Annotated in this window: 16 protein-coding genes, 1 tRNA gene and 3 pseudogenes; 16 read left to right on the top strand and 4 right to left on the bottom strand. The window is 66.8% G+C overall.

The annotated features are described in order from the left end of the window. The first annotated feature begins 80 nt into the window (after nt 1-80). The 4 genes from CSW59_RS18420 (at nt 81) to CSW59_RS18405 (ending at nt 4399) form a co-directional block, all read left to right on the top strand. Complete coding sequence (locus tag CSW59_RS18420) at nt 81-1460, top strand: class II 3-deoxy-7-phosphoheptulonate synthase (RefSeq protein ID WP_099445434.1); 1380 nt, start codon at nt 81-83, stop codon at nt 1458-1460. A 184-nt stretch (nt 1461-1644) separates the two neighbouring features. Beyond that, complete coding sequence (locus CSW59_RS18415; protein WP_099445433.1) at nt 1645-3435, top strand: long-chain-acyl-CoA synthetase; 1791 nt, start codon at nt 1645-1647, stop codon at nt 3433-3435. Between the two features lie 145 nt (nt 3436-3580). Continuing rightward, nucleotides 3581-3937 (top strand): aspartate 1-decarboxylase, encoded by a 357-nt coding sequence (gene panD, locus CSW59_RS18410; RefSeq protein ID WP_010920154.1) that lies wholly within the window; start codon nt 3581-3583, stop codon nt 3935-3937. Nucleotides 3938-3940: 3 nt separating this feature from the next. Next, nucleotides 3941-4399: a hypothetical protein gene (locus CSW59_RS18405; RefSeq protein ID WP_099445432.1), complete on the top strand. Its 459-nt coding sequence runs from the start codon at nt 3941-3943 to the stop codon at nt 4397-4399. A 35-nt stretch (nt 4400-4434) separates the two neighbouring features. Here CSW59_RS18405 and CSW59_RS18400 read toward each other — a convergent pair whose 3' ends face one another. Continuing rightward, nucleotides 4435-5220, bottom strand: coding sequence for an SIMPL domain-containing protein (locus CSW59_RS18400; RefSeq protein ID WP_099445431.1), 786 nt, complete (start codon nt 5218-5220; stop codon nt 4435-4437). 149 nt (nt 5221-5369) lie between these two features. Between CSW59_RS18400 and CSW59_RS18395 the strand changes: the two genes are divergently transcribed. Beyond that, nucleotides 5370-5445 (top strand) — tRNA-Ile (locus tag CSW59_RS18395). A 125-nt stretch (nt 5446-5570) separates the two neighbouring features. Here CSW59_RS18395 and CSW59_RS18390 read toward each other — a convergent pair. After that, nucleotides 5571-6020, bottom strand: a complete 450-nt coding sequence (locus CSW59_RS18390; RefSeq protein WP_099445430.1) for a hypothetical protein — start codon at nt 6018-6020, stop codon at nt 5571-5573. 502 nt (nt 6021-6522) lie between these two features. Between CSW59_RS18390 and CSW59_RS21520 the strand changes: the two are divergent. Next, nucleotides 6523-6618: pseudogene (locus CSW59_RS21520) on the top strand (hypothetical protein); the annotation flags it as partial. A 70-nt stretch (nt 6619-6688) separates the two neighbouring features. Here the strand turns inward: CSW59_RS21520 and CSW59_RS18380 are convergent. Continuing rightward, the gene (locus tag CSW59_RS18380; RefSeq protein ID WP_099445429.1) at nt 6689-9406 is read right to left on the bottom strand and encodes a TonB-dependent receptor; all 2718 of its coding nucleotides are present in this window, start codon (nt 9404-9406) and stop codon (nt 6689-6691) included. 305 nt (nt 9407-9711) lie between these two features. On the opposite strand from CSW59_RS18380, the gene CSW59_RS18375 reads away from it, so the two are divergent. Then, on the top strand, nt 9712-11511 hold the full coding sequence (locus tag CSW59_RS18375; protein ID WP_099445428.1) for an alpha-amylase family glycosyl hydrolase: 1800 nt from the start codon (nt 9712-9714) through the stop codon (nt 11509-11511). Further along, nucleotides 11487-13127: an alpha-amylase family glycosyl hydrolase gene (locus CSW59_RS18370; RefSeq protein WP_099445427.1), complete on the top strand. Its 1641-nt coding sequence runs from the start codon at nt 11487-11489 to the stop codon at nt 13125-13127. The genes CSW59_RS18375 and CSW59_RS18370 overlap by 25 nt, the downstream gene beginning before the upstream one ends. Here CSW59_RS18370 and CSW59_RS18365 read toward each other — a convergent pair. Further along, a pseudogene (locus tag CSW59_RS18365) lies at nt 13124-14217 on the bottom strand (LacI family DNA-binding transcriptional regulator). The gene CSW59_RS18370 and the pseudogene CSW59_RS18365 overlap by 4 nt on opposite strands. A gap of 245 nt (nt 14218-14462) precedes the next feature. Here CSW59_RS18365 and CSW59_RS18360 point away from each other — a divergent pair. From CSW59_RS18360 to CSW59_RS18330, 8 genes and pseudogenes are all read left to right on the top strand, one after another. Then, nucleotides 14463-15956 carry an MFS transporter gene (locus tag CSW59_RS18360; RefSeq protein WP_099445426.1) on the top strand — a complete coding sequence of 498 codons (1494 nt, stop codon included), beginning with the start codon at nt 14463-14465 and terminating at the stop codon, nt 15954-15956. Nucleotides 15957-15994: 38 nt separating this feature from the next. After that, on the top strand, nt 15995-18319 hold the full coding sequence (locus CSW59_RS18355; protein WP_099445425.1) for a glucan 1,4-alpha-glucosidase: 2325 nt from the start codon (nt 15995-15997) through the stop codon (nt 18317-18319). A gap of 236 nt (nt 18320-18555) precedes the next feature. Continuing rightward, nucleotides 18556-19917: pseudogene (locus tag CSW59_RS18350) on the top strand (HAMP domain-containing methyl-accepting chemotaxis protein); the annotation flags it as partial. A 54-nt stretch (nt 19918-19971) separates the two neighbouring features. Further along, nucleotides 19972-20145 carry a hypothetical protein gene (locus tag CSW59_RS20835; RefSeq protein WP_161495071.1) on the top strand — a complete coding sequence of 58 codons (174 nt, stop codon included), beginning with the start codon at nt 19972-19974 and terminating at the stop codon, nt 20143-20145. 3 nt (nt 20146-20148) lie between these two features. Next, nucleotides 20149-20778 (top strand): nucleotide-binding protein, encoded by a 630-nt coding sequence (locus CSW59_RS18345; RefSeq protein WP_236632261.1) that lies wholly within the window; start codon nt 20149-20151, stop codon nt 20776-20778. Nucleotides 20779-20849: 71 nt separating this feature from the next. Next, entirely contained in the window at nt 20850-21344 is a 495-nt protein-coding gene (locus tag CSW59_RS18340; RefSeq protein WP_099445423.1) for a GAF domain-containing protein, read from the top strand. 88 nt (nt 21345-21432) lie between these two features. Then, nucleotides 21433-21957: a flavin reductase family protein gene (locus tag CSW59_RS18335; protein WP_099445422.1), complete on the top strand. Its 525-nt coding sequence runs from the start codon at nt 21433-21435 to the stop codon at nt 21955-21957. A 76-nt stretch (nt 21958-22033) separates the two neighbouring features. Further along, nucleotides 22034-23530 carry a CoA-acylating methylmalonate-semialdehyde dehydrogenase gene (locus CSW59_RS18330; RefSeq protein WP_099445421.1) on the top strand — a complete coding sequence of 499 codons (1497 nt, stop codon included), beginning with the start codon at nt 22034-22036 and terminating at the stop codon, nt 23528-23530. Nucleotides 23531-23547: the final 17 nt, after the last annotated feature.

Raw genomic sequence — 23547 nt, 5'->3', positions numbered from 1 at the left:
GACGCGGCTTCACCGCATGATTTTGCCTTTCGGTTCTATTCGCGGTATCTACGCCGCCCCTTGTTGTTATCGAGCCTGTCATGACCGCCCGCTGGACCCCCGCCGCCTGGAGAGCCAAACCCGCCAAGCACATCCCCGCCGACTATCCGGACGCGGGCGCTGTCGAGCGGGTCGAGCAGACGCTTCGCCAGATGCCGCCGCTGGTCTTCGCCGGCGAGGCGCGTCGGCTGAAGAGCCTGCTGGGCGATGTCGCCGAAGGCCGCGCCTTCCTGCTGCAGGGCGGCGACTGCGCCGAGAGCTTCAAGGAATTCCACGCGGACAACATCCGCGACACCTTCCGCCTGATCCTGCAGATGGCGGTGGTGCTGACCTTCGCTGGCGGCAAGCCGGTGGTGAAGGTGGGGCGCATCGCCGGCCAATTCGCCAAGCCCCGGTCGGAGCCGATCGAGGTCCAGGGCGACATCACCCTGCCGTCGTATCGCGGCGACATCATCAACGGCATGGACTTCAACGAGGCCGAGCGGGTTCCCGATCCGGACCGCCTGCTGAAGGCCTATGGCCAGTCGGCCGCGACGCTGAACCTGCTGCGCGCCTTCGCCAGCGGCGGCTATGCCGACCTCTACAACATCCACCGCTGGACCCTGGGCTTCGTCGGCGACAGCCCGCAGGGCGCGCGCTATCGCGAGCTGTCGGAGAAAATCTCCGAGGCCCTGACCTTCATGTCGGCCGTCGGCGTCACGCCCGACACCCAGCCTGATTTGCGCCGCGTCGAGTTCTTCACCAGCCACGAGGCCCTGCTGCTGGGCTTCGAGGAAGCCATGACCCGCGTCGATAGCACCTCGGGCGACTGGTACGACACCAGCGCCCACCTGCTGTGGATCGGCGAGCGCACCCGCCAGCTGGACGGCGCCCACATCGAGTTCATGCGCGGCGTGAAGAACCCGATCGGCCTGAAGTGCGGCCCGACCATGGAAGGCGACGACCTGCTGCGGCTGATCGACGTCCTGAATCCGAACAACGAGCCGGGGCGTCTGACGCTGTACGGCCGCTTCGGCTCGGACAAGATCGCCGACCGCCTGCCGCGCCTGATGCGGGCGACCAAGAGCGCCGGCCGTTCGGTGGTCTGGGCTACGGACCCGATGCACGGCAACACGCTGAAGGCCTCGACCGGCTACAAGACCCGTCCGTTCGATCGGATCCTCGGCGAAGTGAAGAGCTTCGTGGAGATCGCCCAGGCCGAGGGCGTGCACCCCGGCGGCGTCCATCTGGAGATGACTGGCCAGAACGTCACCGAGTGCCTCGGCGGCGCCCGCGCCGTGTCGGAAACCGATCTCGGCGACCGCTATCACACCCACTGCGACCCGCGCCTGAACGGCGAGCAGGCGCTGGAACTGGCCTTCCTGGTGGCGGAAAAGCTGAAGTCCGCGCGCGACGATCAGCGGCGGTTGGCGGCGGGCTAGGCCCAGGCGGGGCGGCGGGCGCCTCGGCGCCCGCGTCCTGGTCTACGGATACCCCCGCGAGCGCGGCTGGCGCGCCCGTTCGGCTTCGCGCTTTCCTAGAACGACGATAGGTTTGCGGTGCGGCGAACGGCCGCTTGACCGCCCGCGCGGCGCTCTCCAATTGTGTTTCATAAGGGAGAGCCGAATGCGTTTGCGCCAGAAGATCCGTCGCGAGGTCAAGTTCCTCAAGGGTTTGACCCGGACGCTCAAGCGCGTGAAGTCCATTGCTCCCGACAGCGCCAATCTGATCTGTGACGATATCGAGGCGGCCGTCGACAAGTGGCGCGACCGCCCGGCCATGACCTTCGAAGGCAAGACGGTCACCTATGCCGAGCTGGACGGCATGGCCAACCGCTACGCCCACTGGGCCAAGGGGCAGGGGCTCACGCGGGGCCAGACCGTCGCCCTGTTCATGCCCAACCGCCTGGAATACTTCGCGGTCTGGTACGGCCTGTCCAAGGTCGGGGTCGCCACGGCCCTGATCAACAATCAGCTGACTGGCGCGGCCCTGGCGCACTGCCTGAACATCTCCCAGGCTCTGCACTGCATCGTCGATCCTGAGACCTCGCCCTGTTTCGAGGACGTGAAGGACAGGCTTGACCGCCACATGCAGCAGTGGGTCCTGGGCCCCGTCCACGGCGAGCAGCGCGATCTGGTCAAGGCGCTGAAGAGCTGCAGCCAGCTACGCCCCGACCGCGTCACCGCGCGTGAAGGCCTCACCGCCAGGGACACCGCGCTCTACATCTTCACCAGCGGCACCACGGGCATGCCCAAGGCCGCGCGCATCACCCACATGCGCGCCCAGCTCTACATGCGCGGCTTCGCCGGTTCGACGGGCTCCAAGGAGACCGACCGCATCTATGTCACCCTGCCGCTCTATCACGCCACCGGCGGGCTCTGCGCCCTGGGCGCGGGCTTGCTGAACGGCGGCGCGATCGTGCTGCGCAAGAAGTTCTCGGCCACCCAATTCTGGCCCGACATCGTCTCCGAGAACTGCACGATGTTCGTCTATATCGGCGAGCTGTGCCGCTATTTGGCCAACCAGCCTGAGCACGAGCTGGAGCGGGCCCACAAGCTGCGCCTGATCTTCGGCAACGGCCTGCGCCCGGACGTCTGGGACGACATGCTGGACCGCTTCAAGGTCGGCGAGGTGCTGGAGTTCTATGGCGCGACCGAAGGCAATGTTTCGCTGTTCAACTTCGACGGCCGGCGAGGGGCGATCGGCCGGGTGCCGGGCTATCTGCGCGGCAAGTTCAACATCCGGATCGTCAAGTTCGACGTCGAGACCGAGACCCCCATACGCAGCCTTGACGGCAGCTGCATCGAGTGCGCGCCGGGCGAGGTCGGCGAGTGCATCGGTCAGATCGGCAGCGACGCCCGCTCGAACTACGTCGGCTACGCCGACAAGGCCGCCACCGAGAAGAAGGTGCTGCACGACGTCTTCCAGAAGGGCGACGCCTGGTTCCGCACCGGCGACCTGATGCGGGTCGACAGCGATGGCTACATCTATTTCGTCGACCGCATCGGCGACACCTTCCGCTGGAAGGGCGAGAACGTCGCCACCAGCGAGGTGGCCGAGCGCCTGGCCGCCGTCGAGCACGTGCTCGAGGTCAATGTCTATGGCGTCAAGGTCGGCGAGCTGGACGGCAAGGCGGGCATGGCGGCCCTGGTCACCGATCCGGAATTCGACCTCGCCGCTTTCGCCAAGCACGTGGACGAGCACCTGCCCAGCTATGCGCGGCCGGTCTTCCTGCGCCTGCAGCAGGCGATCGAGACGACCGGCACCTTCAAGTACCGCAAGGTCGACTTGGTCGGCGACGGCTTCGACCCCACCCGGACCAAGGACCCGCTGTACTTCCGCGATCCGAACAAGGGCTATGTGAAGATCACCAAGGCCGTCTTCGCCAAGATCGAGGCCGGCGGCTACAAGCTCTGAACGCGTCGCGCGTGCCGCTACGTCAAGTTGCGGCGCGATTGAACGGCGCGCGCTTCATGGCTATATGCGGAAGTCGATCCGCGGGCCTTTGTGTGTGGCGGCCTTTCAAGATCTCATTCCAATCAAAGGGATAGTCTTCCCCGCCATGCTTCTGACCATGCTGAAGGCCAAGCTGCACCGCGCCACGGTGACCCAGGCCGACCTGGATTACGAAGGCTCGATCGCCATCGACCGTGATCTGTTGGACGCCTCGGGCATCCTGCCCAACGAGCAGGTCGACGTGTTGAACATCACCAATGGCGCGCGCTTCACCACCTACGCCATCGAGGCCCCGCGCGGGTCGAAGGTCATCGGCGTCAACGGCGCGGCCGCGCGCCTGGTGCAGAAGAACGACCTCGTCATCGTCGTCACCTATTGCCAGATGCCGGCCGAGGAGGCGCGTAACTACGCCCCGACCGTCGTGCTGCTGGACGAAGGCAATCTGATCAAGAAGGCGGCCTGACGCATGGCTCGTCGCCTGGCCCTGGTCGCGATCGCCGCTGCGGGCCTTTCGGCCTGCTCGCCCAAGCTGCCCGCCGACATCAACGAAGACGTCCTGGCCCAGGCGATCGGCAAGTCGATCGGCTCGCCCTCGACCTGCGTGATCCTGGCCGACGCCCAGGGGCGTATGGTCTGGCGCGGCGGCGGCTACATCACCTGTTCGCGCAACCTGCCCACCTGCCAGGGCGAGACGACCACCGCCGAGGCCGTGCTGAAGGCGGGGCTGGGCAAGCCCGCGCGCTTCACCAGCTGCCCGACCACGGGAAACAATACCGTCGGCTGGGCCGTCGGCCCCATGCCGACCGGCGAGGGCAAGCCCGCGCTCGGCCTGACCTATGTCGCGGTCATGGAGGGCGAACGCGCCCTGCCGGGCCTTGAGATCAAGGAACGGGCGGAGCACGCGTTCAAGAAGGCCGGGTTCTAACCGCCGCCCCACGAGGGGCGGCGGCCTCGTCGTTCCTACCGCGCCGCCTCGTAGACCGCGCTGACGTCCACCCGCACCTTCAGTTCACCGGCCGAGATGCTGGTCGAGTCGGCCATCTCGCGCTTGGCCATGGCGAACACCGGCATTGGCGGGGAGGGGGGCGCATAGCCGCCGCCTTCGCTGAGATTGATCAGGCGCACGGCCTTGTAGCCGGTGGCCCGGCCATAGAGCTCGGCCTTGGCCTGCAGGGCCTTCACCGCCTCCAGCCGCGCGGCGTCCTCGGCGACTTGCGGGTTCGACAGGCCAAAGCTGATCCCGTTCACGGTGTTGGCGCCCGCCCCGACGGCGGCGTCCACGGTCGCGCCCAGCTTGGCCAGATCGCGCACGGTGATCGTCACCTGGTTCGAGGCCTGATAGCCGGTCAGCTTGGGCGGCTGGTTCTGCTCATAGGCGTATTGGGCGCTCAGGTTCAGGTTTGAGGTCTGGATATCGCGCTCGGCGATCCCGGCCTTCTTCAGCGCCGCCAGGGCCTGGTTCATCCGCGCGCCATTGGCCTTCAGGGCCTCGCCGGCGGTCGCGCCTTCCGTCTGCACGCCAAGCGTGATGGTGGCCATGTCGGGCGCGACGAGGGTCTCGCCGAAGGCCGACAGGTTGAAGGTCGTAGCCTTGAACGCGGCCTCGGCGCTGGTCTGCGCCAAGGCCGGCGCGGCCGCGCCCATCAGCAGGGCGCCGCCCAGCAGGACGGGGGCGGCGAAGGCGGCCATCCGGCGAGCGGGGCCTTGGGCGGGGCCTTGGGCGGAGCGGCGGGCGGTGTTGGTCATCGTTTTCTCCAGATCTGTCCGGCGCAGGCGAAGCGTGGCTGAACAGCTATGGTTCCCCTCATGACAGCCTCAACCTGAACCGGAGCTTTAAGCCGCGTTCGGCCCGTGCTAATCCGCCGGCTCGCGTGCGCTTCGAAGCGACTCCGCGCGGGCCTGTAGCTCAATGGTTAGAGCCGACCGCTCATAACGGTCTGGTTGGGGGTTCGAGTCCCTCCGGGCCTACCAAAATTTTGAACAAGGTACGAATTCCTCGAAAATCATAGAAATGGACGTTCATGGCAAAGATGCCGCCAAGCTCGGTCGTCCTGTCATCTAACCTATCGATCACGAGAGAGGCTCACGAGGTGGGGCTACGGTCCGGTCAAGAAATGCCAGAGGGTCTTAGTAATGGCCCAGGTGATGCTGAGCAGTGTGAGCATTAGAATCCAAGCTAACGCCGTCATTAACAACTCACTCATCGGCGTTGCCATCAATTTTTGAAGTTCCGTCGGCTTCGGCACGGATTCTAGAAACCGGCTGAACAGCTGTTGGTCACTGGGGTTTATGATCGTCCTGTAACCGTCTCTCACGCTACTAGGGTAACGGTCTACAAGTTTCCCGTCGGCCCATAGCTGGACTTGGATCGCTTGCTTGTGCGGGTGCTCGAAATCGAAACAATCAAGCTCGCAGTGAACGACGGGACGGTAGCCGTGCAGGACCAAGCTAGAGAAGCGATGGGCGAGGATCTTACCGTGTCGCTCGTTCGCTCTCCACTGACGGCGCTCCTCGTCCGAATATTCCTGATCTTGAGTTTCGAACACGCGATGCCTCTCCTCAGTTGAGCTCGATCACTATAAGGCGAGGTCTAAGGCTCGCAGTGACGTCAGTTTGAGTCAAAGTGGGGGGCGCCGCGCGCCCAGCTCCCGAGAAAATCTTCGCGAGAGGTAACGTCAAAGTCGGACGCACACCCCTGCGCCCCACCCCGACTCCCGCCTCGCCAATCGGCAAAATCGTTAATGGCGGGAGTGTTTTGGCCGCGGCCGCAGCGCGCTCCCTGAGCCATCACCCCAAGATCCCAGGCTGGAGGAGGCCTCGATGGACATCGATGCCGATCGCCTGCGCGCGGTCGTGGGCGCGTTGGGCGGCGTGGCCGTCTACGGCCTGGTGCAGATCGGCGCGCTGGACGTGGCCGAGCGCGCGACCCCGCGCCACCTGACGATCCGCCTGGCCTGCGCCACCGGGGCGGCGGTCATCGTCGCGGCCTTTCTGGTCAAGGCGGCCCTGCCGGTCATTCCGTGGCCGGCCGTGCGCGAGCCCTATCTGTTCGGCTTCGCGGTCGGCGCCTTCAGCTGGGAGCTGCTGCCCCTGGTGTTCAGTGTGGTGAAGCGCCGAGCCGCCGAGCGGGCCGAGACGCTGTAGGCCACCAAAAAGAAAACCCTCGCCGGGCAGGTCCGGCGAGGGCTCAAGGCTTGGGGAAGGAGGGGCAGGTCTAGAACTTGTAGTTCAGGCCGATCAGGTAGGTGCGGCCATAGCGCTGGTAGTCGATCACCTGGCGCGGGTCGTTGTTCTGGTAGGTGGTGAACGGCTCGTCGGTCAGGTTGTTGACCTGGGCCAGCACCGACAGGCCTTCCATCGGGCCGTCGTTGAAGGTGTAGCCGATCTGGCTGTCGACCACGGACTCGCCCTTGACCATCCGGTAGTTGCGGCCGTTGCCAAAGCCCGAGACCTCGCCCAGGAACTTGGAGCGATAGCGGTCGCTGATCCGGAACGAGAAGCCGTTCTTCTCATAATAGACCGTCAGGTTGGCCACCGTCTTGGACAGGCCCGGGATCGGCTGGCTGTCGTCGCTGGGGTTGGGCTGGATCGAGCTGTCGGTGTACGAGGCGCTGAAGGTGGCGCCAAAGCCGTCCAGCAGCGGGGTCAGCAGCGCGCCCGGCATGGAGAGCGCGAACTCCACGCCCTTGACCGCGCCGCCCTTGCCGTTCTGGGGCGTCGTCACCAGGCCCTGGCGGATGGCCGGCTCGGGATTGCCGCCGGTCGGGAAGCCGGTGAAGTCGAACACGACCGTCTGGTCGTACACGTAGGTCTTCAGGTCCTTGTAGAACGCCGCCAGCGAGACATAGGCCTGACGGCCGAAGTACTTCTCGTAGGAGACGTCATAGGAGTCGGCGCGCCAGGGCTCTAGCTCCGGATTGCCGCCGCTGCCGCTCCAGGGCGAGAAGTTGATGTTGGTCGATCCGGCCTTGTTGGGGTCGTAGCTGAAGGTCTTGCTGGCGCGCATCTGGTCCATGCGGGGACGGGCCAGGGTGCGGGCGACGGCGAAGCGCAGGCTCTGCTCGCCCGCGAACTGGAACCGCAGGTTCACGCTGGGCAGGAAGTCGAGATAGCTCTTGCCGCCGCTGAGGGTGGTGCGGGTCACGCCCGTTCCCGTGCCGCTGGCGCCCAGGGCGGTCGAGCTCTGGTCGGTGTGGACCATCTGGAAGCCGAAATTGCCGCTCATCGGCACGCCGCCGAGCTCGGCGTCGATATTGGCCTTCAGATAGCCGATCGCGACCTTCTCCTCGACGTCCCAGCTCTTGACCAGCACGTCGGCGTTGGGGTTGCGCACCAGGTCATAGGCGCCCGAGGCGATCAGGGCGAACGGATCGTAGCTGACCATGTTCCCCAGGCCGATGAACGCCAGCGAGGTTGAGCCGACGATGGCCGAGGCGGGGATGGCGACGCTGGCCGGCGAGCCCTTCACCCGCAGGAACCACTCGTCGTTCACCAGGCCCTTGGAGCGTTCGCTGTAGTTGAAGCCGGCCTCGAGGCTGGACAGGCCGCCGTCCAGCGCGCGGCTGGCCGAGAAGCGCGCGGCCTTCAGCTCGTCGGTCACGGTGGGCTGGTTGAAATAGCCGTCCTGGCCGCCGCTGATGATGTCGCCGCCCCAGCCTTGCGGGCTGGTCAGCTTGATCTGGCTGGCGTCGCCGTAGTTCAGGGTCGAGGTGAAGATCGCCACGCCGTCGCCGTTCATCGTGAACGACATGTTGTCGGTCGCGCCGACGCCCGAACGGCCGGTGCCGGAGTAGGATTCGATGATCTGGTCGGTGCGCTCGACCTTGGACCAGGACAGGTCGCTGGTCAGGGTCCAGGCCTCGCCCAGCTCCAGCTTGTTGTTCCAGCCCAGCGACTTGATCGTGGCGTCGCGGTCGTTGCCGTCGTTGCGGATCACGCCCTTGACGCCGTTATAGGTCCCGGCGACCACCAGGCCGTTGTCGACCTTGGCGTTGGTCAGCGGCACCCCGCCCCACAGCAGCGGCAGCTCGACGCCGCGCTGGATCTGGTGGTTGTTGAACTCGGAATAGAAGACGTCCAGCGACGAGGTGAAGCGGTCGGTCGGAGCATATTCGACCACGCCCATGAAGCCGTCGCGCTTGAGCATGCTGGATTGGACGTAGGGCTTGGCGCCGCCGATCACCAGCGCGCCGTTCGAGGTGGGATAGCCCCAGGCGTTCCAGCGCTCGGCCTGATAGGGCGACTCCATGTGGGCGTAGCCCAGGGCCAGGCCCAGCTTACCGTCCATGAACTGGTCGATGTACGAGACGCTGAAGCGGTTGCCGTGCGACTTGGTGCCGGCGTTCAGGGCGCCGATGTCGTTCCACTCATAGCGAGCGCCGACGGCCAGGGCGCGCTTGCCGAACGCCAGCGGACGGACGGTGCGCATGTCGGCGGTGCCGGCCAGGCCCTGGCCGATCAGACCAGCATCCGGGGTCTTGTAGACCACCACCGCGCTCAGCAGTTCCGAGGGATACTGGTCGAACTCGACGCCCCGGTTGTCGCCGGTCGAGACCTGTTCGCGGCCGTTCAGCAAGGCGGTAGTGAAGTCCGGCGCCAGGCCTCGGATCGAGATGACCTGCCCACGGCCGTCCAGGCGCTGTGCCGTCAAGCCAGGAAGGCGCGCGATCGACTCGGCGATCGACACGTCCGGCAGCTTGCCGATGTCCTCGGCCGAGACGGCTTCGACGATCGAGGTCGAGGTCTTCTTCAGCGAAATGGCGCCTTCGATGCCGCGACGGATGCCGGTGACGACGACTTCCTCGACCTGGGTGTCTTGCGGTTCGGGCGCGGTTTGCGCCTGGGCCGAGCCGGCCAGGGCGAAGGTCAGCGCCAGGCCCGTGGCGCCTCCGGTCATCAACCCGGCGCGGCGGCGCGAAATTGCAGTGCTCATGAGTCTCACCCTCCCTGTCCGGCTCTGCGCTTTGGATGGTGCGACGGGCCGTTGGTGAAAATTACTGCAAATTAATCGGATGTAATCAACCCAAAAAATTGCAAACCGGCGAGGGCGGTGCGCTTTGAGGCGCCTCTATTAGGTCCGATGTGGCTTCTTCGTCCCACCTTTGGAGGATGTAATGAGTTGAAAGTGGCTGCAAAGGGCTCGGATTGAGCGGATTGACAGGGCTGCGCTGTCGCTGCAAATTCTTGCAAAGATATGCAATAGCGGTCCGTCGCTGAACGGGCGTGGGGAGGGGAGCGATGTCGGTCATGACGCCTTGGCGACGAACGCTGCTGGCCGCGCTGGGCTTGAGCGCCCTGGCCGCCTCGGCGGTCGCGGCGCCGTCTCCCCACCTGCAGCGCAAGCCGCAGGACGAGGTGATCTACTTCCTGCTGCCCGACCGCTTCGAGAACGGCGACACGGCTAACGACCACGGCGGACCCAAGCGAGGCCCCTTGGTCGACGGTTTCGATCCGACACGAGCGGGCTTCTACCATGGCGGCGACCTGAAAGGCGTCACGCGCCGGCTGGACTATATCCAGGGGCTAGGCGCGACCGCGATCTGGCTAGCGCCGGTGTTCACCAACAAGGCTGTGCAGGGATCGCCGGGTCACGAGTCGGCGGCGCATCACGGCTACTGGATCACCGACTTTACTGATGTCGATCCGCACTTCGGGACCAAGGCCGACTTCAAGGCCCTGGTGGATGCCGCCCATGCGCGGGGCCTGAAAGTCTACATGGATATCGTCGTGAACCACACGGCCGACGTCATCCAGTACCAGGAGTGTCCCGGCGGGGCCTGTCCCTATCGCGGCGTCGCCGACTACCCCTACGCGCGCAAGGGCGGTGTGGCGGGACCGGTGATCAATGACGGTTTCGATGGCAAGGATTTCTCCAAGCTCAAGCGGCCAGACTGGGCCTATACGCCCTTCGTTCCGGCGGGCCAGAAACATGCGAAGAAGCCTGACTGGCTGAACGACCCGATCTACTACCATAACCGGGGCGAGAGCACGTTCGCCGGCGAGAGCTCGCTGCTGGGCGATTTTGCGACCCTGGACGACGTGTTCACTGAACACCCGCACGTGGTGGCGGGTTTCATCGAGGTCTATGGCCGCTGGATCGACGACTTCGGGATCGACGGGTTCCGCATCGACACCGCCCGCCACGTGAACCCTGAGTTCTGGCAAGCCTTCGTCCCGGCCATGCTGGCCCGCGCCAAGGCCAAGGGCATTGCGAACTTCCACATCTTCGGCGAGGTGTTCGATCCGGACGTGGCGATCCTGGCCAGCCACACGCGGGTCGACAAGCTGCCGGCGGTGCTGGACTTCGCGTTCCAGGCGGCGGTGACCGACGTGGTCACGGGCAAGGCGGGGCCGGAGCGATTGGCTCGGGTCTTCGCGGCGGACGCCGTCTACGAGGGCGGCGAGGCGACAGCGCGCCAGCTGCCGACGTTTCTGGGCAACCACGACATGGGCCGGATCGGCTGGTTCCTGCAAAGGGCGCGGCCTGGGATCGGCGACGAGGAGCTTCTCGCTCGCGTGACCCTGGCCAACGCGATCATGCTGACCGCGCGCGGCGTCCCGACGATCTACTATGGCGATGAGCAGGGCTTCACCGGTGATGGCGACTATGCCGACGCGCGCGAGGACATGTTTGAAAGCCAGGTCGCCCGCTACAACGACAACCGCCTGATCGGCGTCTCGGCGAAAGGCCCAAGGTCGGCCTTCGATCCCGACAGCGTGCTCTACCGCCGGATCGCCGAGCTGGCTCGCCTCCGCGCCGCGACGCCGGCCTTGCGCGATGGTCGCCAGGTCACGCGCGTCGCCGACCAACAGCCGGGCCTCTTCGCCTTCTCGCGCCTGCTGGCGGGAGCCGAGGTCCTGGCCGTCTTCAACACCAGCGACAAGCCGATCAAGACGAACGTGCCGGTCGAGGCCGGCTCAAGCGCGTGGCGGGCCCTGCATGGCTCCTGCCAGCCCAGCGCCGCCGCGCCCGGCGGCTATTCCGTCGAGCTTGCGCCGCTCGACTACATGCTATGCGTTTCCGAGGGACGACCGTGACCGTTGAAGTTCTTGCAAAGCCCCAGGCGGAGACGTTGATGAGCGAATGGTGGCGGGGCGCGGTGATCTACCAGGTCTATCCGCGCAGTTTCGCCGACTCGAACGGCGACGGCGTCGGCGACCTGCCGGGGATTACGGCCCGCCTTGAGCACATCGCTTCGCTGGGCGTCGAGGGTGTGTGGCTGTCGCCGTTCTTCACGTCGCCGATGAAGGACTTCGGCTACGACGTTTCGGACTATCGCGATGTCGATCCGATCTTCGGGACCCTGGCCGACTTCGACGCCCTGATCGCCAAGGCCCACAGGCTGGGCCTGAAGATCATCATCGACCTGGTGTTCTCGCACACCTCGGAAGAGCACCCCTGGTTCGTCGAGAGCCGCCAGGACAGGGCCAACGCCAAGGCCGACTGGTTCGTCTGGGCCGACGCCAAGCCCGACGGCAGCCCGCCCAGCAACTGGCAGTCGGTGTTCGGCGGCCCGGCCTGGACCTGGGACGCCCGGCGCGGCCAGTACTACATGCACAACTTCCTCAGCAGCCAGCCGCAGCTGAACCTGCATAACCGGGCGGTCCAGGACGCCCTGCTGGCCGTCACCCAGTTCTGGATCGACAAGGGTGTGGACGGCTTCCGCTTCGACGCCATCAATTTCTCGATGCATGATCCGGCGCTGACCGACAATCCGCCGCTGCCGCCGGGCGGCAAGCGCACGCGGCCGTTCGACTTTCAGGACAAGATCCACAACCAGAGCCACGCCGACATCCCGAAGTTCCTCCAGCGCCTCCGGGCGCTGACCGACGCGGCGGGCGGACGGTTCTCGGTGGCCGAGGTCGGCGGCGACCATGCCGACCGCGAAATGAAGCTGTTCACGGCCGGAAGCGACCGGCTGAACAGCGCCTATGGCTTCCTCTATCTCTATGCCGACAAGCTGATGGCCGACATGATCCCCCAGGGTGCGGCCATGTGGCCGGGCGAGGCGGGAGAGGGCTGGCCGTCCTGGACCTTCTCGAACCACGACGCGCCGCGCGCGGTGTCGCGCTGGGCCGAGGGCCGCGACTGCAAGGCTTTCGCCGAGATGGCCCTGCTGCTGCTGATGGGACTGCGCGGCAACGTCTTCGTCTATCAGGGCGAGGAGCTGGGCCTGCCTCAGGCCAATGTGCCGTTCGAGCGGCTGCAGGATCCTGAAGCCATCGCCAACTGGCCCCAGACCCTGGGTCGCGACGGCGCGCGGACGCCGATGCCGTGGGTGGCGGGCGCGGCCAATGCCGGCTTCTCAGGCGTCGAGCCCTGGCTGCCGGTCGATCCCGAGCACCTGCCCTTGGCTGTGGATGCGCAGGAGGCTGACCCGACCTCGACCTTGCATGTGGCGCGTCGCCTGATCGCCCTGCGTCGGAACCATCCCGCGCTGCGCACCGGCGCCATCACCTTCCTCGACACCAACAGCCCGCTGCTGATCTTCCAGCGCGGCGAGGGGGCGGGCGCGCTCTTGCTGGCCTTCAATCTGGGCTTTGAGGCGGTCAACTGGTCGCTGCCCGAGGGCTGGACGCTGGTGGATGGCGTCAACCTGGGCGCCGAGGGCGAGATGCCTGTGTGCGCGGGTCTGATCGCGCGGCGGGTTTAGCCTCCGCAGCTCTCCCGGATGATCAGATCCGTCGGCACGCGCTCGGAGCGGCTGGCGCGCTCGCCGCTGTCGAGCAGCTTGGACACCATCAGCCGGCCGGCCTTGGCGGTGTCCTGGGCGATGGTCGAGAGGGCGGGGCTGGCGTAGCGGCTGAAGGGGACGTTGTCGAAACCCATCACAGACACGTCGCCCGGCACGGACAGGCCCGCGTGCTTCAGCGCGCGGATGGCGCCCAGCGCGATCAGGTCGGACGCGGCGACCACGCCGTCGAACTGGATGCCGTGATGGATCAGGCTGTCGACGGCGGCCTCGGCCGACTCCACCTCGAAGTGGGCGGGGACGATCAGGTCGGGATCGACGCCCAGCTTGGCCTGCTCGAGGGCTTCCAGATAGCCGCGGTGGCGGTGCATGGCCTCGGGCGCCTCGGTGTCGCCCAGGAAGACGATGCGCTTGCGGCCCAGGCGCGCCAGATGCAGCGTCGCGCGGCGCCCGCCCTGGATGTTATCCGAACCGACCGAGCAATAGGCCTGGTCTGGGAACTGGGCGCCCCAGACGACGAAGCGGGTCTCGGTCTCGGCCAGCCGGTTGAAGGCCGCGTGCAGCGAGCTCTGGCCCAGGAAGATGACGCCCTCGGCCCGGCTGGTGTTCATCGCTGCCGCCAGATCCTCGAAATTGGCCGGCGCGATGTGGCTGAGGATGACGTCGCAGCCGCGCTCCTTGGCCGCCTCGCCGACACCGGCCAGCAGCTCCAGAAAGAAGGGATCGGACATGCCGCTGTCGCGGCCTTGCGGGCGAGGGGTGACCAGAGCGATCGTAGCCTCTGCGCCGATCGGGCCGGCGGGCATGTAGCGGCGGAACGGATAGTCCATCTCGCGCGCTAGCTTCCAGATCAGCTGCTTGGTGCGCTGGTTCACCGCTGGGCTGTCGTTCAGCGCCCGCGAGGCGGTGGAGATCGAAACCCCGGCCAACTTGGCCAGGTCCTCAAGTCGTGTCGCGCCTCTGCTCACCTACGCCCGTCCCCAACGCTCGCCGCAAACATTTCTGCAAAGTTTTTCATTGGCCATAAGGCCCGGTTCGGCGAGATTTGCAACCGTCCAGCGGTCGGTCAGCTGTGCTGGCTATGTCTGAAAAATACCGCAAATAATCTCGCGCAGCTTTACGGACGCGTCTTGTGTCTTTACAGCGTTTCAGCGCGATCATGCGTCATTAATCCATATTTTGCAGCCTTTTCCGTTGCGCGACGCGACGCGGCGTGTGCAAATACGGCTTGCGCGATTTGTGCAAAATATTGCGAAAATGGATCGGATCTAACCGGTCCGAGCGGGGCGGAGACGGATGGCCAGGCAGAGGCTGACTTTCCTGCAGATCTGGAACATGTGCTTTGGATTCTTCGGAATCCAGATCGGTTTCGGCCTGCAGAACGCCAACACCAGCCGCATCTTCCAGACCCTGGGCGTCGACGTGAACCACCTGGCGATCCTGTGGATCGCCGCGCCGGCCACCGGTCTGATCGTGCAGCCGATTATCGGCCATTTCAGCGACAAGACCTGGGGGCGCCTGGGCCGTCGGCGGCCCTACTTCCTGTGGGGCGCGATCCTGACAACGGCCGCGCTGCTGGTCATGCCCAATTCGCCGACCCTGTGGGTCGCGGCCGCGGCGCTATGGATCATGGACGCTTCGATCAACGTCACGATGGAGCCGTTCCGGGCCTTTGTCGGCGACAACCTGCCCGACGAGCAGCGCGCGACCGGCTACGCCATGCAGAGCTTCTTCATCGGCCTGGGCGCGGTGCTGGCCTCGGCCCTGCCTTGGATCCTGACCAACGGGTTCAATGTCGCCAACACAGCCCCGGCGGGACAGATCCCCGACGCGGTCAAGATCGCCTTCTACGCCGGCGGGGCGGGGCTGCTGCTGGCGGTGCTGTGGACGGTCTTCACGACCCACGAGTATCCGCCCGAGCAGATGCAAGCTTTCGAGGCCGAGGAGCTGGGCTTTGGCCCGCGACAGGAGCCCGAGCCTTCGATCAACGCCTATGCCGCGCTCGGCGCCGGCGGCGTTCTGCTGAGCGCGGCGCTGGCCCTGATGGTCTGGTGGACGGGCCTGGAGAAGGAGCTCTACGTCCTGGCGGGCCTGCTGCTGGCGTTCGGCGTCGCGGGTGTGGTCGGCGCGCGGTTCAAGCGCCTGGGCCGCACCGATAACGGCTTTTCCGAGGTGCTGGAGGACGTCTTGCGCATGCCCGTCACCATGCGCCAGCTGGCGGTGGTGCAGTTCTTCTCGTGGTTTGGCCTGTTCGCCATGTGGATCTACACGACCCCCGCCGTGGCGGCGGTTCACTTCGGCGCCACGGACGCCGCGTCCAAGGCCTACAACGAAGGCGCTGACTGGGTCGGCCTGCTGTTCGCCGTCTATAACGGTGTCGCGGCCCTGGCGGCCCTGCTGATCCCGCTGATGGTCAAGGTCTCCAGCCGCAAGGTCAGCCACGCCGTCTGCCTGGCGCTGGGCGCGCTGGGCCTACTGTCCTTTCTGCTGATCCGCCAGCCGGGCCTGCTGTGGATCGGCATGATCGGCGTGGGCTTTGCCTGGAGCTCGATCCTGTCGGCGCCGTACTCGATCCTGGCCGGAGCCCTGCCGGCGCGGAAGATGGGCGTCTACATGGGCATCTTCAATGTCTTCATCGTCATCCCCCAGCTGTTGGCGGCGACGGTGCTGGGCCTGCTGCTGAAGACCTTCTTCGGCGGCCAGGCCATCTACGCGCTCGTCCTGGGCGCGGCCTCCCTGGTCATCGCGGCCCTGGCGACCTTCGCGGTTCGCGACGCCAAGCCGGCCTGACTTCCTGCTTTTCCCTTCAGCCTGACGAGGTCCTCGCCATGCGCCGCCTGAAACTGATCGCCCTGGCCTCGGCCGCCACCGCCGTCACGAGCGCGGCCCACGCCGCCGCGCCGGCCACGACCTGGGCCTACGCCGCCAAGACCGGCGTTGGGGCGTCCTACGAGGCCTATGTCGACGGCGCCTACAAGCCCAGCGGCCCGACGGGCGCGGTGTCCAAGGTCTGGTTCTCGATCGCCGACGGCGTGCTGACCGAGACCATGTACGGCCTGATCCACGAGGCTCAGGTCAAGCAGATGCGCATCGCCGTCCAGACTTCGACGGGTCTGGCGGTCGAGGGCGCGGACACCACGGCCAAGACCGAGTACCTGCACGTCGACGCCGCTGGCCGCCCGCTGTCACCGGCCTACAAGATCACAACCACCGACCGCCAAGGCCGCTTCGTCATCGAGAAGCGGATCTTCGCCGATCCGGACCGCGACAGCCTGTTCGTGCGGGTGACGGTCAGGGCGCTGAAGGGGGCCGTGACCCCGACCCTGGTGCTGGAGCCGCACATGGCCAACACGGGCGGCGGCGATACGGGCGCGGCCTCGACCACGGCGCTGACGGCCTTCGAGGGCCGGGCGCATCTCAGCCTCAAGGGCGCCAAGCCCTTCGCCAAGGCCTCGGCCAGCGCGCTCCAGGACGGCGAGCCCCTGGCGGGCCTGAAGGTCACAACCTCTTCCGCCAAGGGCGCGATCGTCTTGACGGCTGGGCTGCCAGCCGTCGCGAAGGAGGAGACCTTCGATCTCGCCATCGGCTTTGGCCCCGACGCCAAGGTCGCCGACGCGAGCGCCTCGGCGACCCTGAAGACCGGCTACGCCGAGGTGTTGGCCCGCTTCAACGGCGAGGGCGCGCGGGTGGGCTGGGAGGACTATCTGACCTCGCTGACCGAGCTGCCCCGCCTGCGCGAGGCGTCGGAGGACGGCGGCAAGTTGGTCCAGGCCTCGGCCCTCATGTTGAAGGTCCAGGAGGACCGCACCCACGCCGGCGCCCTGATCGCCTCGCTGTCAAACCCGTGGGGCGACACGGTCGACGCCACCCAGTCCTCGACCGGCTACAAGGCCGTCTGGCCGCGCGACTTCTACCAGTGCGCCATGGCCCTGGCGGCGCTGGGCGATAGAGAGACGCCGCTGGCGGCCTTCCACTACCTGCCCACGGTCCAGGTCGGCCCGAAGACGCCAGGCAATACGGGCGCGGGCGGCTGGTTCCTGCAGAAGGCGCATGTCGACGGCACGCCCGAATGGGTCGGCGTTCAGCTTGATCAGACCGCCATGCCGATCATGCTGGGCTGGAAGCTCTGGAAGCTGGGCTGGCTGCCGGACGCCGAGTTGAAGGCCTATTACGGCCGCATGCTGAAGCCCGCCGCCGACTTCCTGGTGAAGGGCGGCAAGGTGGGTCTGGGCTGGAACAGCGCCACCATCACCCCGCCATTCACCCAGCAGGAGCGCTGGGAAGAGCAGGGCGGCTATTCACCCTCGACGACCGCCGCCGTGATCGCGGGGCTGGTGGTCGCCGGGGATATCGCGGAAGCGGCCGGCGACGGCGCCTTGGCCGCGCTCTATCGGCAGACCGCCGACGCCTATTCGGCCAAGGTCGAGGCCCGCATGGTCACGACCAAGGGATCGTTCGGTGACGGCCACTACTACCTGCGCCTGAACAGCGACCAGGATCCGAACAACAAGAGCCCCGTCGAGGCGCGCAACGGCCAGGCCGCGGTCCCCGAGGACAAGATGCTGGACGCTGGTTTCCTAGAGCTGGTCCGCTACGGCGTGCGCCGCGCCGACGATCCGGCCATCGTCGCCAGCCTGCCCAAGATCGACGACCAGGCGATGGAGGACCTCTATCGCGTCCGCTACGACTTCACCTTCCCGGGCGTGCCGGGGACCTTTCCCGGCTGGCGGCGCTATGGCGTCGACGGCTATGGCGAGGACGTGGCGACCGGCGCCAACTATGGCGCGGGCGGCCAGATGCGCCCCGGCCAGCGCGGCCGGGTCTGGCCGATCTTCACCGGTGAGCGCGGTCACTACGAACTGGCGCTGGCTGGCCTTTCGGGCAAGCCGGATGCGGCGGCGGTCAAGACGATCCGCGACACCTATGTCCGCGCCATGGAGCTGTTTGCCAATGACGGCCTCCTGATCCCCGAACAGGTCTGGGACGGCGTCGGCGCGGCCAGTCCGCATGGCTACACGCGCGGAGAGGGGACGGATTCGGCCACGCCGCTAGCCTGGAGCCACGCCGAATACGTCAAGCTGCTGCGCTCGGTCAGCGATGGTCAGGTTTGGGACAGCTACGCGCCGGTAAAGGCCCGTTTCGCGCGTCCTTGAAACGTGGTTAACGGGCGATTCAGGAATCGGTCGTCAAAGACAAGGTCAGCAGCCAAAGTTCTGGCCGGAGACCTTTGTTCATGTCCCGTCGATCGACCATCGCCCGGAAGCTGATCCTCGCCACCGGCCTGACGATGGGGGTGCTGCTGATCGCGGCGGCCGGGGGCGTGGCGATGCAGGCCGGCGGCAGCTCTGGCGTGGCGCTGACCCTGCTGGCGGCCGGCGGCGTGTTCGCCCTCGTTGTGCTGATCGCCCTGGCCATGACCGCCAAGGCGGTGGTCAAGAAGCCGCTGGGCGGCCTGTCGCGTTCGGTCGAGGCACTGAGCGCGGGCCGCTACGATCAGGCGGTCCATGGGACCGAGAGCAACGACGAGATCGGGGTGGTCGCTCGCGCGCTGGACGGCGTCCGTCACAACCTTGTCGAGGCCGAGCGCCTGAAGGCCGAGCGCGAGGCTCAATGGACCGCCGCCGAGACCGAGCACCGCCGCCAAGCTCAGGAAGCCGCCGCCCTGGCCGACGCGCAGGCGCGCGCCGCCGATGCGCTGGGCGAGGGCCTGGAGCGCCTGGCCGAGGGCGACCTGATCTGGCGCATGCGCGAGGACGCCTTCCAGGGTGACGCCGTCCAGATGCCGCGCGATTTCAACGCTGCGGTCGAGGACCTTCAAGCAACGCTGGCCGGCGTTCTTAGCGCCGCCCGCAACATCCGGGGCGGCTGCGCCGAGATGGGCGATGCCGCCGATGACCTTGCCCAGCGCACCGAGCGCCAGGCCTCGGGCCTGGCTCAGACCGCCACCGCGCTCGACCAGATCACCGCCACCGTCAAGCGCAGCGCCGAGGGCGCCGAGCGGGCCCGGCAGGTGACCATCTCCGCCAAGGCCGCCGCCGAGCGCAGCGGCACGGTGGTCACCGAGGCGGTCGAGGCCATGAGCGGCATCGAGAAGTCCTCGCAGTCGATCACCCAGATCATCGGCGTCATCGACGAGATCGCTTTCCAGACCAACCTCCTGGCCCTGAACGCCGGCGTCGAGGCCGCCCGCGCGGGGGACGCGGGTCGCGGCTTCGCGGTCGTCGCCCAGGAGGTGCGGGCTCTGGCCCAGCGCTCGGCCGACGCGGCCAAGGAGATCAAGGGCTTGATCACCGCCTCGACCGACCAGGTCGGCAAGGGCGTCAAGCTGGTCGGCGAGACCGGCGACACCCTGCGCGAAATTCTGGTCCAGGTGGCCGAGATCAACGAGCTGGTGGGCGACATCGCCGCCTCGTCCAAGGAGCAGGCCACCGGCCTGGCCGAGGTGAACCACGCGGTGAACCAGATGGACCAGGTGATCCAGCAGAATGCGGCCATGGTCCAGCAGTCCAGCGCCGCCAGCCGCGCCCTGGCCGGCGAGGCCGCCGAGCTGGAACGCCTGGTCGGCCGCTACCAGGTCGGCGCGGTGGTCCACGAAATGCCCGCCCGCGTCGAGCGCCGCCCAGCCGCGCCTGCTCCGCGTCCCACCATCGCCGCCCCCACCCGCGAGACCTTCCGCCAGCGCTACGTCCAGGGCTCGAACGCCCTGAAGGTCGCCCCCAGCTCGCGTCCGGGCGAGTGGGAGGAGTTCTAGGGCGTTCGCGATTTGTCCCTTGTGCTCTGAGGGGCGAACACGCACATTGTTGGTATGGCGACCTCGACCAACTCAGCGTCCTCCAAGTCAGGCAAGCACGGCAGCCTGGTGGCTGGTCGCAGCGCGGCCACGGGGCGCTTCGTGCTGAGCCCGGCGTCCAAGGGCAGCTCGATCACGGTTCGGGAAGTCCGTCGCGCCGCCGAGGATGTTCAGAGCAAGAAGAAATAGCGCTTGGCGGCTCGCACGGGGACATCGGCCGATGACGTGTTCATCAACTGCCCGTTCGACAGCGCCTATAGCCCAACCTTCCGAGCGCTGATCTTCGTCATCTACGCCTGCGGCTTCCGTCCACGATCGGCGATGGAGCTCGACGACGGCGGCCAGACGCGCATCGACAAGCTGTATGGCCTGATCGGCGAGTGCCGTTATGGAATCCACGACCTTTCGCGGACCGAGCTTGACACGGCCAATCAGCTTCCACGCTTCAATATGCCTCTAGAGCTGGGGATCTTCCTGGGCGCCAAGCGCTTTGGCGGCAAGGATCAGAGCGCTAAGCGGCTTCTGATCCTGGACGTCGAGCGCTATCGCTATCAGCGCTTCATTTCAGATCTCGCCGGGATGGATATTCACGGTCACGACGGCGACGCCACCGTGGCCTTGCGAACGACGCGCGACTGGCTGGCCAACGTCTCGCGACGCCAACTGCCGAGCGCCGACCGCGTCGCGCGGCTCTTCCAGTCCTTCATGGCCGACCTCCCCGCGCTTGCCGCCGACCTCGAGTTCGACCCCAAGAACATTCCCTATGTCGACTTCGAACGCATGATCGTCGGCTGGCTGCTGACGGCGGGGCCGCCAGCTTAGAGCGCGACTTTCGCCGCGCCGCTAACCGACTTCCCCCTCGCATCCCGCGCCGGCCGCGCTATATCCCCGCCATGGCCGAAGCGTTCAACGACATCACCCTCTCCGCCGATAAGGCGACCCGATATGCCGAGGTCGCCGATGAGATCGCCTCCGTGCTGGACGGCGAGACCAACCTGACCGCCCGCATGGCCACGGTGGCCTCGATGCTGGCCAATAGCTTCGACCACTATTTCTGGACCGGCTTCTACGTCGTCGATCCGGCCAAGCCGCGCGAGCTGGTGGTCGGGCCCTATCAGGGCACGCTGGGCTGCCTGCGCATCGCGTTTGGGCGCGGCGTCTGCGGGGCCGCCGCTGAGACGGGCCAGACCCAGCTGGTGGCGGACGTCCACGCCTTCCCAGGCCACATCGCCTGCGACAGCCGCTCGCAGAGCGAGGTTGTCGTTCCGGTGTTTGATCCGGAGGGTCAACTGATCGCCGTGTTCGACGTCGACTCCGACAAGCCCGCCGCCTTCGACGAGACGGATCAGGCGGGACTGGAGAAAATCCTCAAGGCGACGTTCGGCTGAGCGCGCCCGATGAGCAGCGCGATCTCTTTGTCCGATTAAGGCGCCGCGTGGCTTGCCCGCGGCCCGGCTTTGCCCCACTGCTAGGCCGATGAGTCAGGCGGTCACGATCGAACTGGGCGAGGGCGGCGAGCACGACACCCGCGCTCTGCGTAACGCATTCGGATGCTTCACGACCGGCGTAACGGTCGTCACCACCCTGGCCGAAGACGGTCGGCGCGTGGGCCTGACCGCCAACTCCTTTACCTCCGTCTCGCTGGAACCGCCGCTGGCGCTGATCTGCGTGGACCTGAAGTCCTCGAGTTTGCCCGCCCTGGACGCGGCCGGCCGCTTCGCCGTCAACGTCCTGCACGCCGACCATCAGGCGCTGGCCCGCCAGTTCGTGCAGAAGGACATCGACCGCTTCGCCGGCGTCGAGACCGAGACCTGGCGCACGGGCGTGCCGATCCTGCCCGGCTGCATGGCCAACTTCGAGTGCGAGACGCACCAGGCCTTCGACGCCGGCGACCACCGGGTCTATGTCGGGCGCGTCGTGAAGCTGCGCTACGACCCTGATCACGAGCCGCTGGTCTATCTGCAGGGCCGCTTCCGGCGAGTGCATGTCGATGCGGAGTAGGGCGGCATAATTCTGCGCGGTACGGCGCAAGCCGTGGGTATTATTGACGCGCAAAACGAGCGTTAGGGAGCTCATCATGCGAGACATCGCCCATTTCGTGAACGGTCAAGCCTTGACCGGAACCTCCAGCCGCTACGGCGACGTCTTCAATCCCAACACCGGCGAGATCCAGGCCCGCGTCCAGTTCGCGACCGACGCCGAGCTCGACGCCGCCGTCCAGGTCGCCGCCAAGGCCCAGGTCGGCTGGGCCCAGACCAACCCGCAACGCCGCGCCCGGGTGATGTTCGAGTTCAAGCGCCTGATCGAGCGCGACATGAACGTGCTGGCCGAAATCCTGTCGTCCGAGCACGGCAAGGTCATCGCCGACAGCAAGGGCGACATCCAGCGGGGCCTCGAGGTCATCGAGTTCGCCTGCGGCATCCCCCACATCCTGAAGGGCGAATATACCGAAGGCGCGGGTCCCGGCATCGACGTCTATTCGATGCGCCAGCCCCTGGGCGTTTGCGCGGGGATCACCCCGTTCAACTTCCCGGCCATGATCCCGATGTGGATGTTCGGCATCAGCATCGCGGTCGGCAACAGCTTCATCCTCAAGCCGTCGGAGAAGGATCCGACCGTGCCGGTCAAGCTGGCCGAGCTGATGATGGAGGCCGGCGCGCCCGCTGGCGTGCTGAACGTGGTGCATGGCGACAAGAGCGCCGTCGACGCCATCCTGACCCATCCGCTGATCCGCGCGGTCAGCTTCGTCGGCAGCTCCGACATCGCCCACTACGTCTATCAGACGGGGGCCGCGCACGGGAAACGCGTCCAGGCCATGGGCGGCGCCAAGAACCACGGGATCGTCCTGCCGGACGCGGACCTCGACCAGGTGGTCAAGGACCTGTCGGGCGCGGCCTTCGGTTCGGCCGGCGAGCGCTGCATGGCCCTGCCGGTGGTGGTCCCCGTCGGCAAGAAGACCGCCGATGAGTTGCGCGAGCGGATGGTCGCCGAGATCGGCACGCTGAAGGTCGGCGTCTCCACCGATCCCGACGCCCACTATGGCCCGGTGGTCAGCGCCCAGCACCGCGCCAAGATCGCCGACTACATCCGCATCGGCCAGGAGGAGGGCGCCGAGCTGGTCGTCGACGGCCGCGACTTTCAGCTGCAGGGCTTCGAGAAGGGCTTCTTCATCGGCCCGTCGCTGTTCGATGGCGTCAAGAAGGGCATGAAGACCTATCACGAGGAGATCTTCGGGCCGGTGCTGCAGATGGTCCGCGCCGAGAGCGTCGAGGAGGCCATGGCCCTGCCGTCCGAGCACCAGTACGGCAACGGCGTGGCCATCTTCACCCGCAACGGCCGCGCCGCCCGCGAGTTCGCCGCGAACGTGAACGTGGGGATGGTCGGGATCAACGTGCCGATCCCGGTGCCGGTGGCCTATCACACCTTCGGCGGCTGGAAGCGCTCGGCCTTCGGCGACACCAACCAGCACGGCGTCGAGGGCGTGAAGTTCTACACCAAGGTCAAGACGGTGACGGCACGTTGGCCCGAGGGCGACGTGGCGGACAGCAGCTTTGTCATTCCGACGATGAAGTAGGTCCAGGCAAGGAGCGG

The sequence above is a fragment of the Caulobacter sp. BP25 genome, from assembly GCF_002737755.1.
In the GTDB taxonomy this organism is placed as follows: Bacteria; Pseudomonadota; Alphaproteobacteria; order Caulobacterales; family Caulobacteraceae; genus Caulobacter.
The sequence above is the reverse complement of the archived record's forward strand: the minus strand, read 5'-3'. Positions and strand labels throughout refer to the sequence as shown.

What these genes read in the sequence shown, in the direction of transcription:
- CSW59_RS18420 (WP_099445434.1), top strand. Translation starts at nt 81, where the DNA reads ATGACCGCCCGCTGGACCCCCGCCGCCTGGAGAGCCAAACCCGCCAAG.
- CSW59_RS18415 (WP_099445433.1), top strand. Translation starts at nt 1,645, where the DNA reads ATGCGTTTGCGCCAGAAGATCCGTCGCGAGGTCAAGTTCCTCAAGGGT.
- panD (WP_010920154.1), top strand. Translation starts at nt 3,581, where the DNA reads ATGCTTCTGACCATGCTGAAGGCCAAGCTGCACCGCGCCACGGTGACC.
- CSW59_RS18405 (WP_099445432.1), top strand. Translation starts at nt 3,941, where the DNA reads ATGGCTCGTCGCCTGGCCCTGGTCGCGATCGCCGCTGCGGGCCTTTCG.
- CSW59_RS18400 (WP_099445431.1), bottom strand. Translation starts at nt 5,220, where the DNA reads ATGACCAACACCGCCCGCCGCTCCGCCCAAGGCCCCGCCCAAGGCCCC.
- CSW59_RS18380 (WP_099445429.1), bottom strand. Translation starts at nt 9,406, where the DNA reads ATGAGCACTGCAATTTCGCGCCGCCGCGCCGGGTTGATGACCGGAGGC.
- CSW59_RS18375 (WP_099445428.1), top strand. Translation starts at nt 9,712, where the DNA reads ATGTCGGTCATGACGCCTTGGCGACGAACGCTGCTGGCCGCGCTGGGC.
- CSW59_RS18370 (WP_099445427.1), top strand. Translation starts at nt 11,487, where the DNA reads ATGCGTTTCCGAGGGACGACCGTGACCGTTGAAGTTCTTGCAAAGCCC.
- CSW59_RS18360 (WP_099445426.1), top strand. Translation starts at nt 14,463, where the DNA reads ATGGCCAGGCAGAGGCTGACTTTCCTGCAGATCTGGAACATGTGCTTT.
- CSW59_RS18355 (WP_099445425.1), top strand. Translation starts at nt 15,995, where the DNA reads ATGCGCCGCCTGAAACTGATCGCCCTGGCCTCGGCCGCCACCGCCGTC.
- CSW59_RS20835 (WP_161495071.1), top strand. Translation starts at nt 19,972, where the DNA reads ATGGCGACCTCGACCAACTCAGCGTCCTCCAAGTCAGGCAAGCACGGC.
- CSW59_RS18340 (WP_099445423.1), top strand. Translation starts at nt 20,850, where the DNA reads ATGGCCGAAGCGTTCAACGACATCACCCTCTCCGCCGATAAGGCGACC.
- CSW59_RS18335 (WP_099445422.1), top strand. Translation starts at nt 21,433, where the DNA reads ATGAGTCAGGCGGTCACGATCGAACTGGGCGAGGGCGGCGAGCACGAC.
- CSW59_RS18330 (WP_099445421.1), top strand. Translation starts at nt 22,034, where the DNA reads ATGCGAGACATCGCCCATTTCGTGAACGGTCAAGCCTTGACCGGAACC.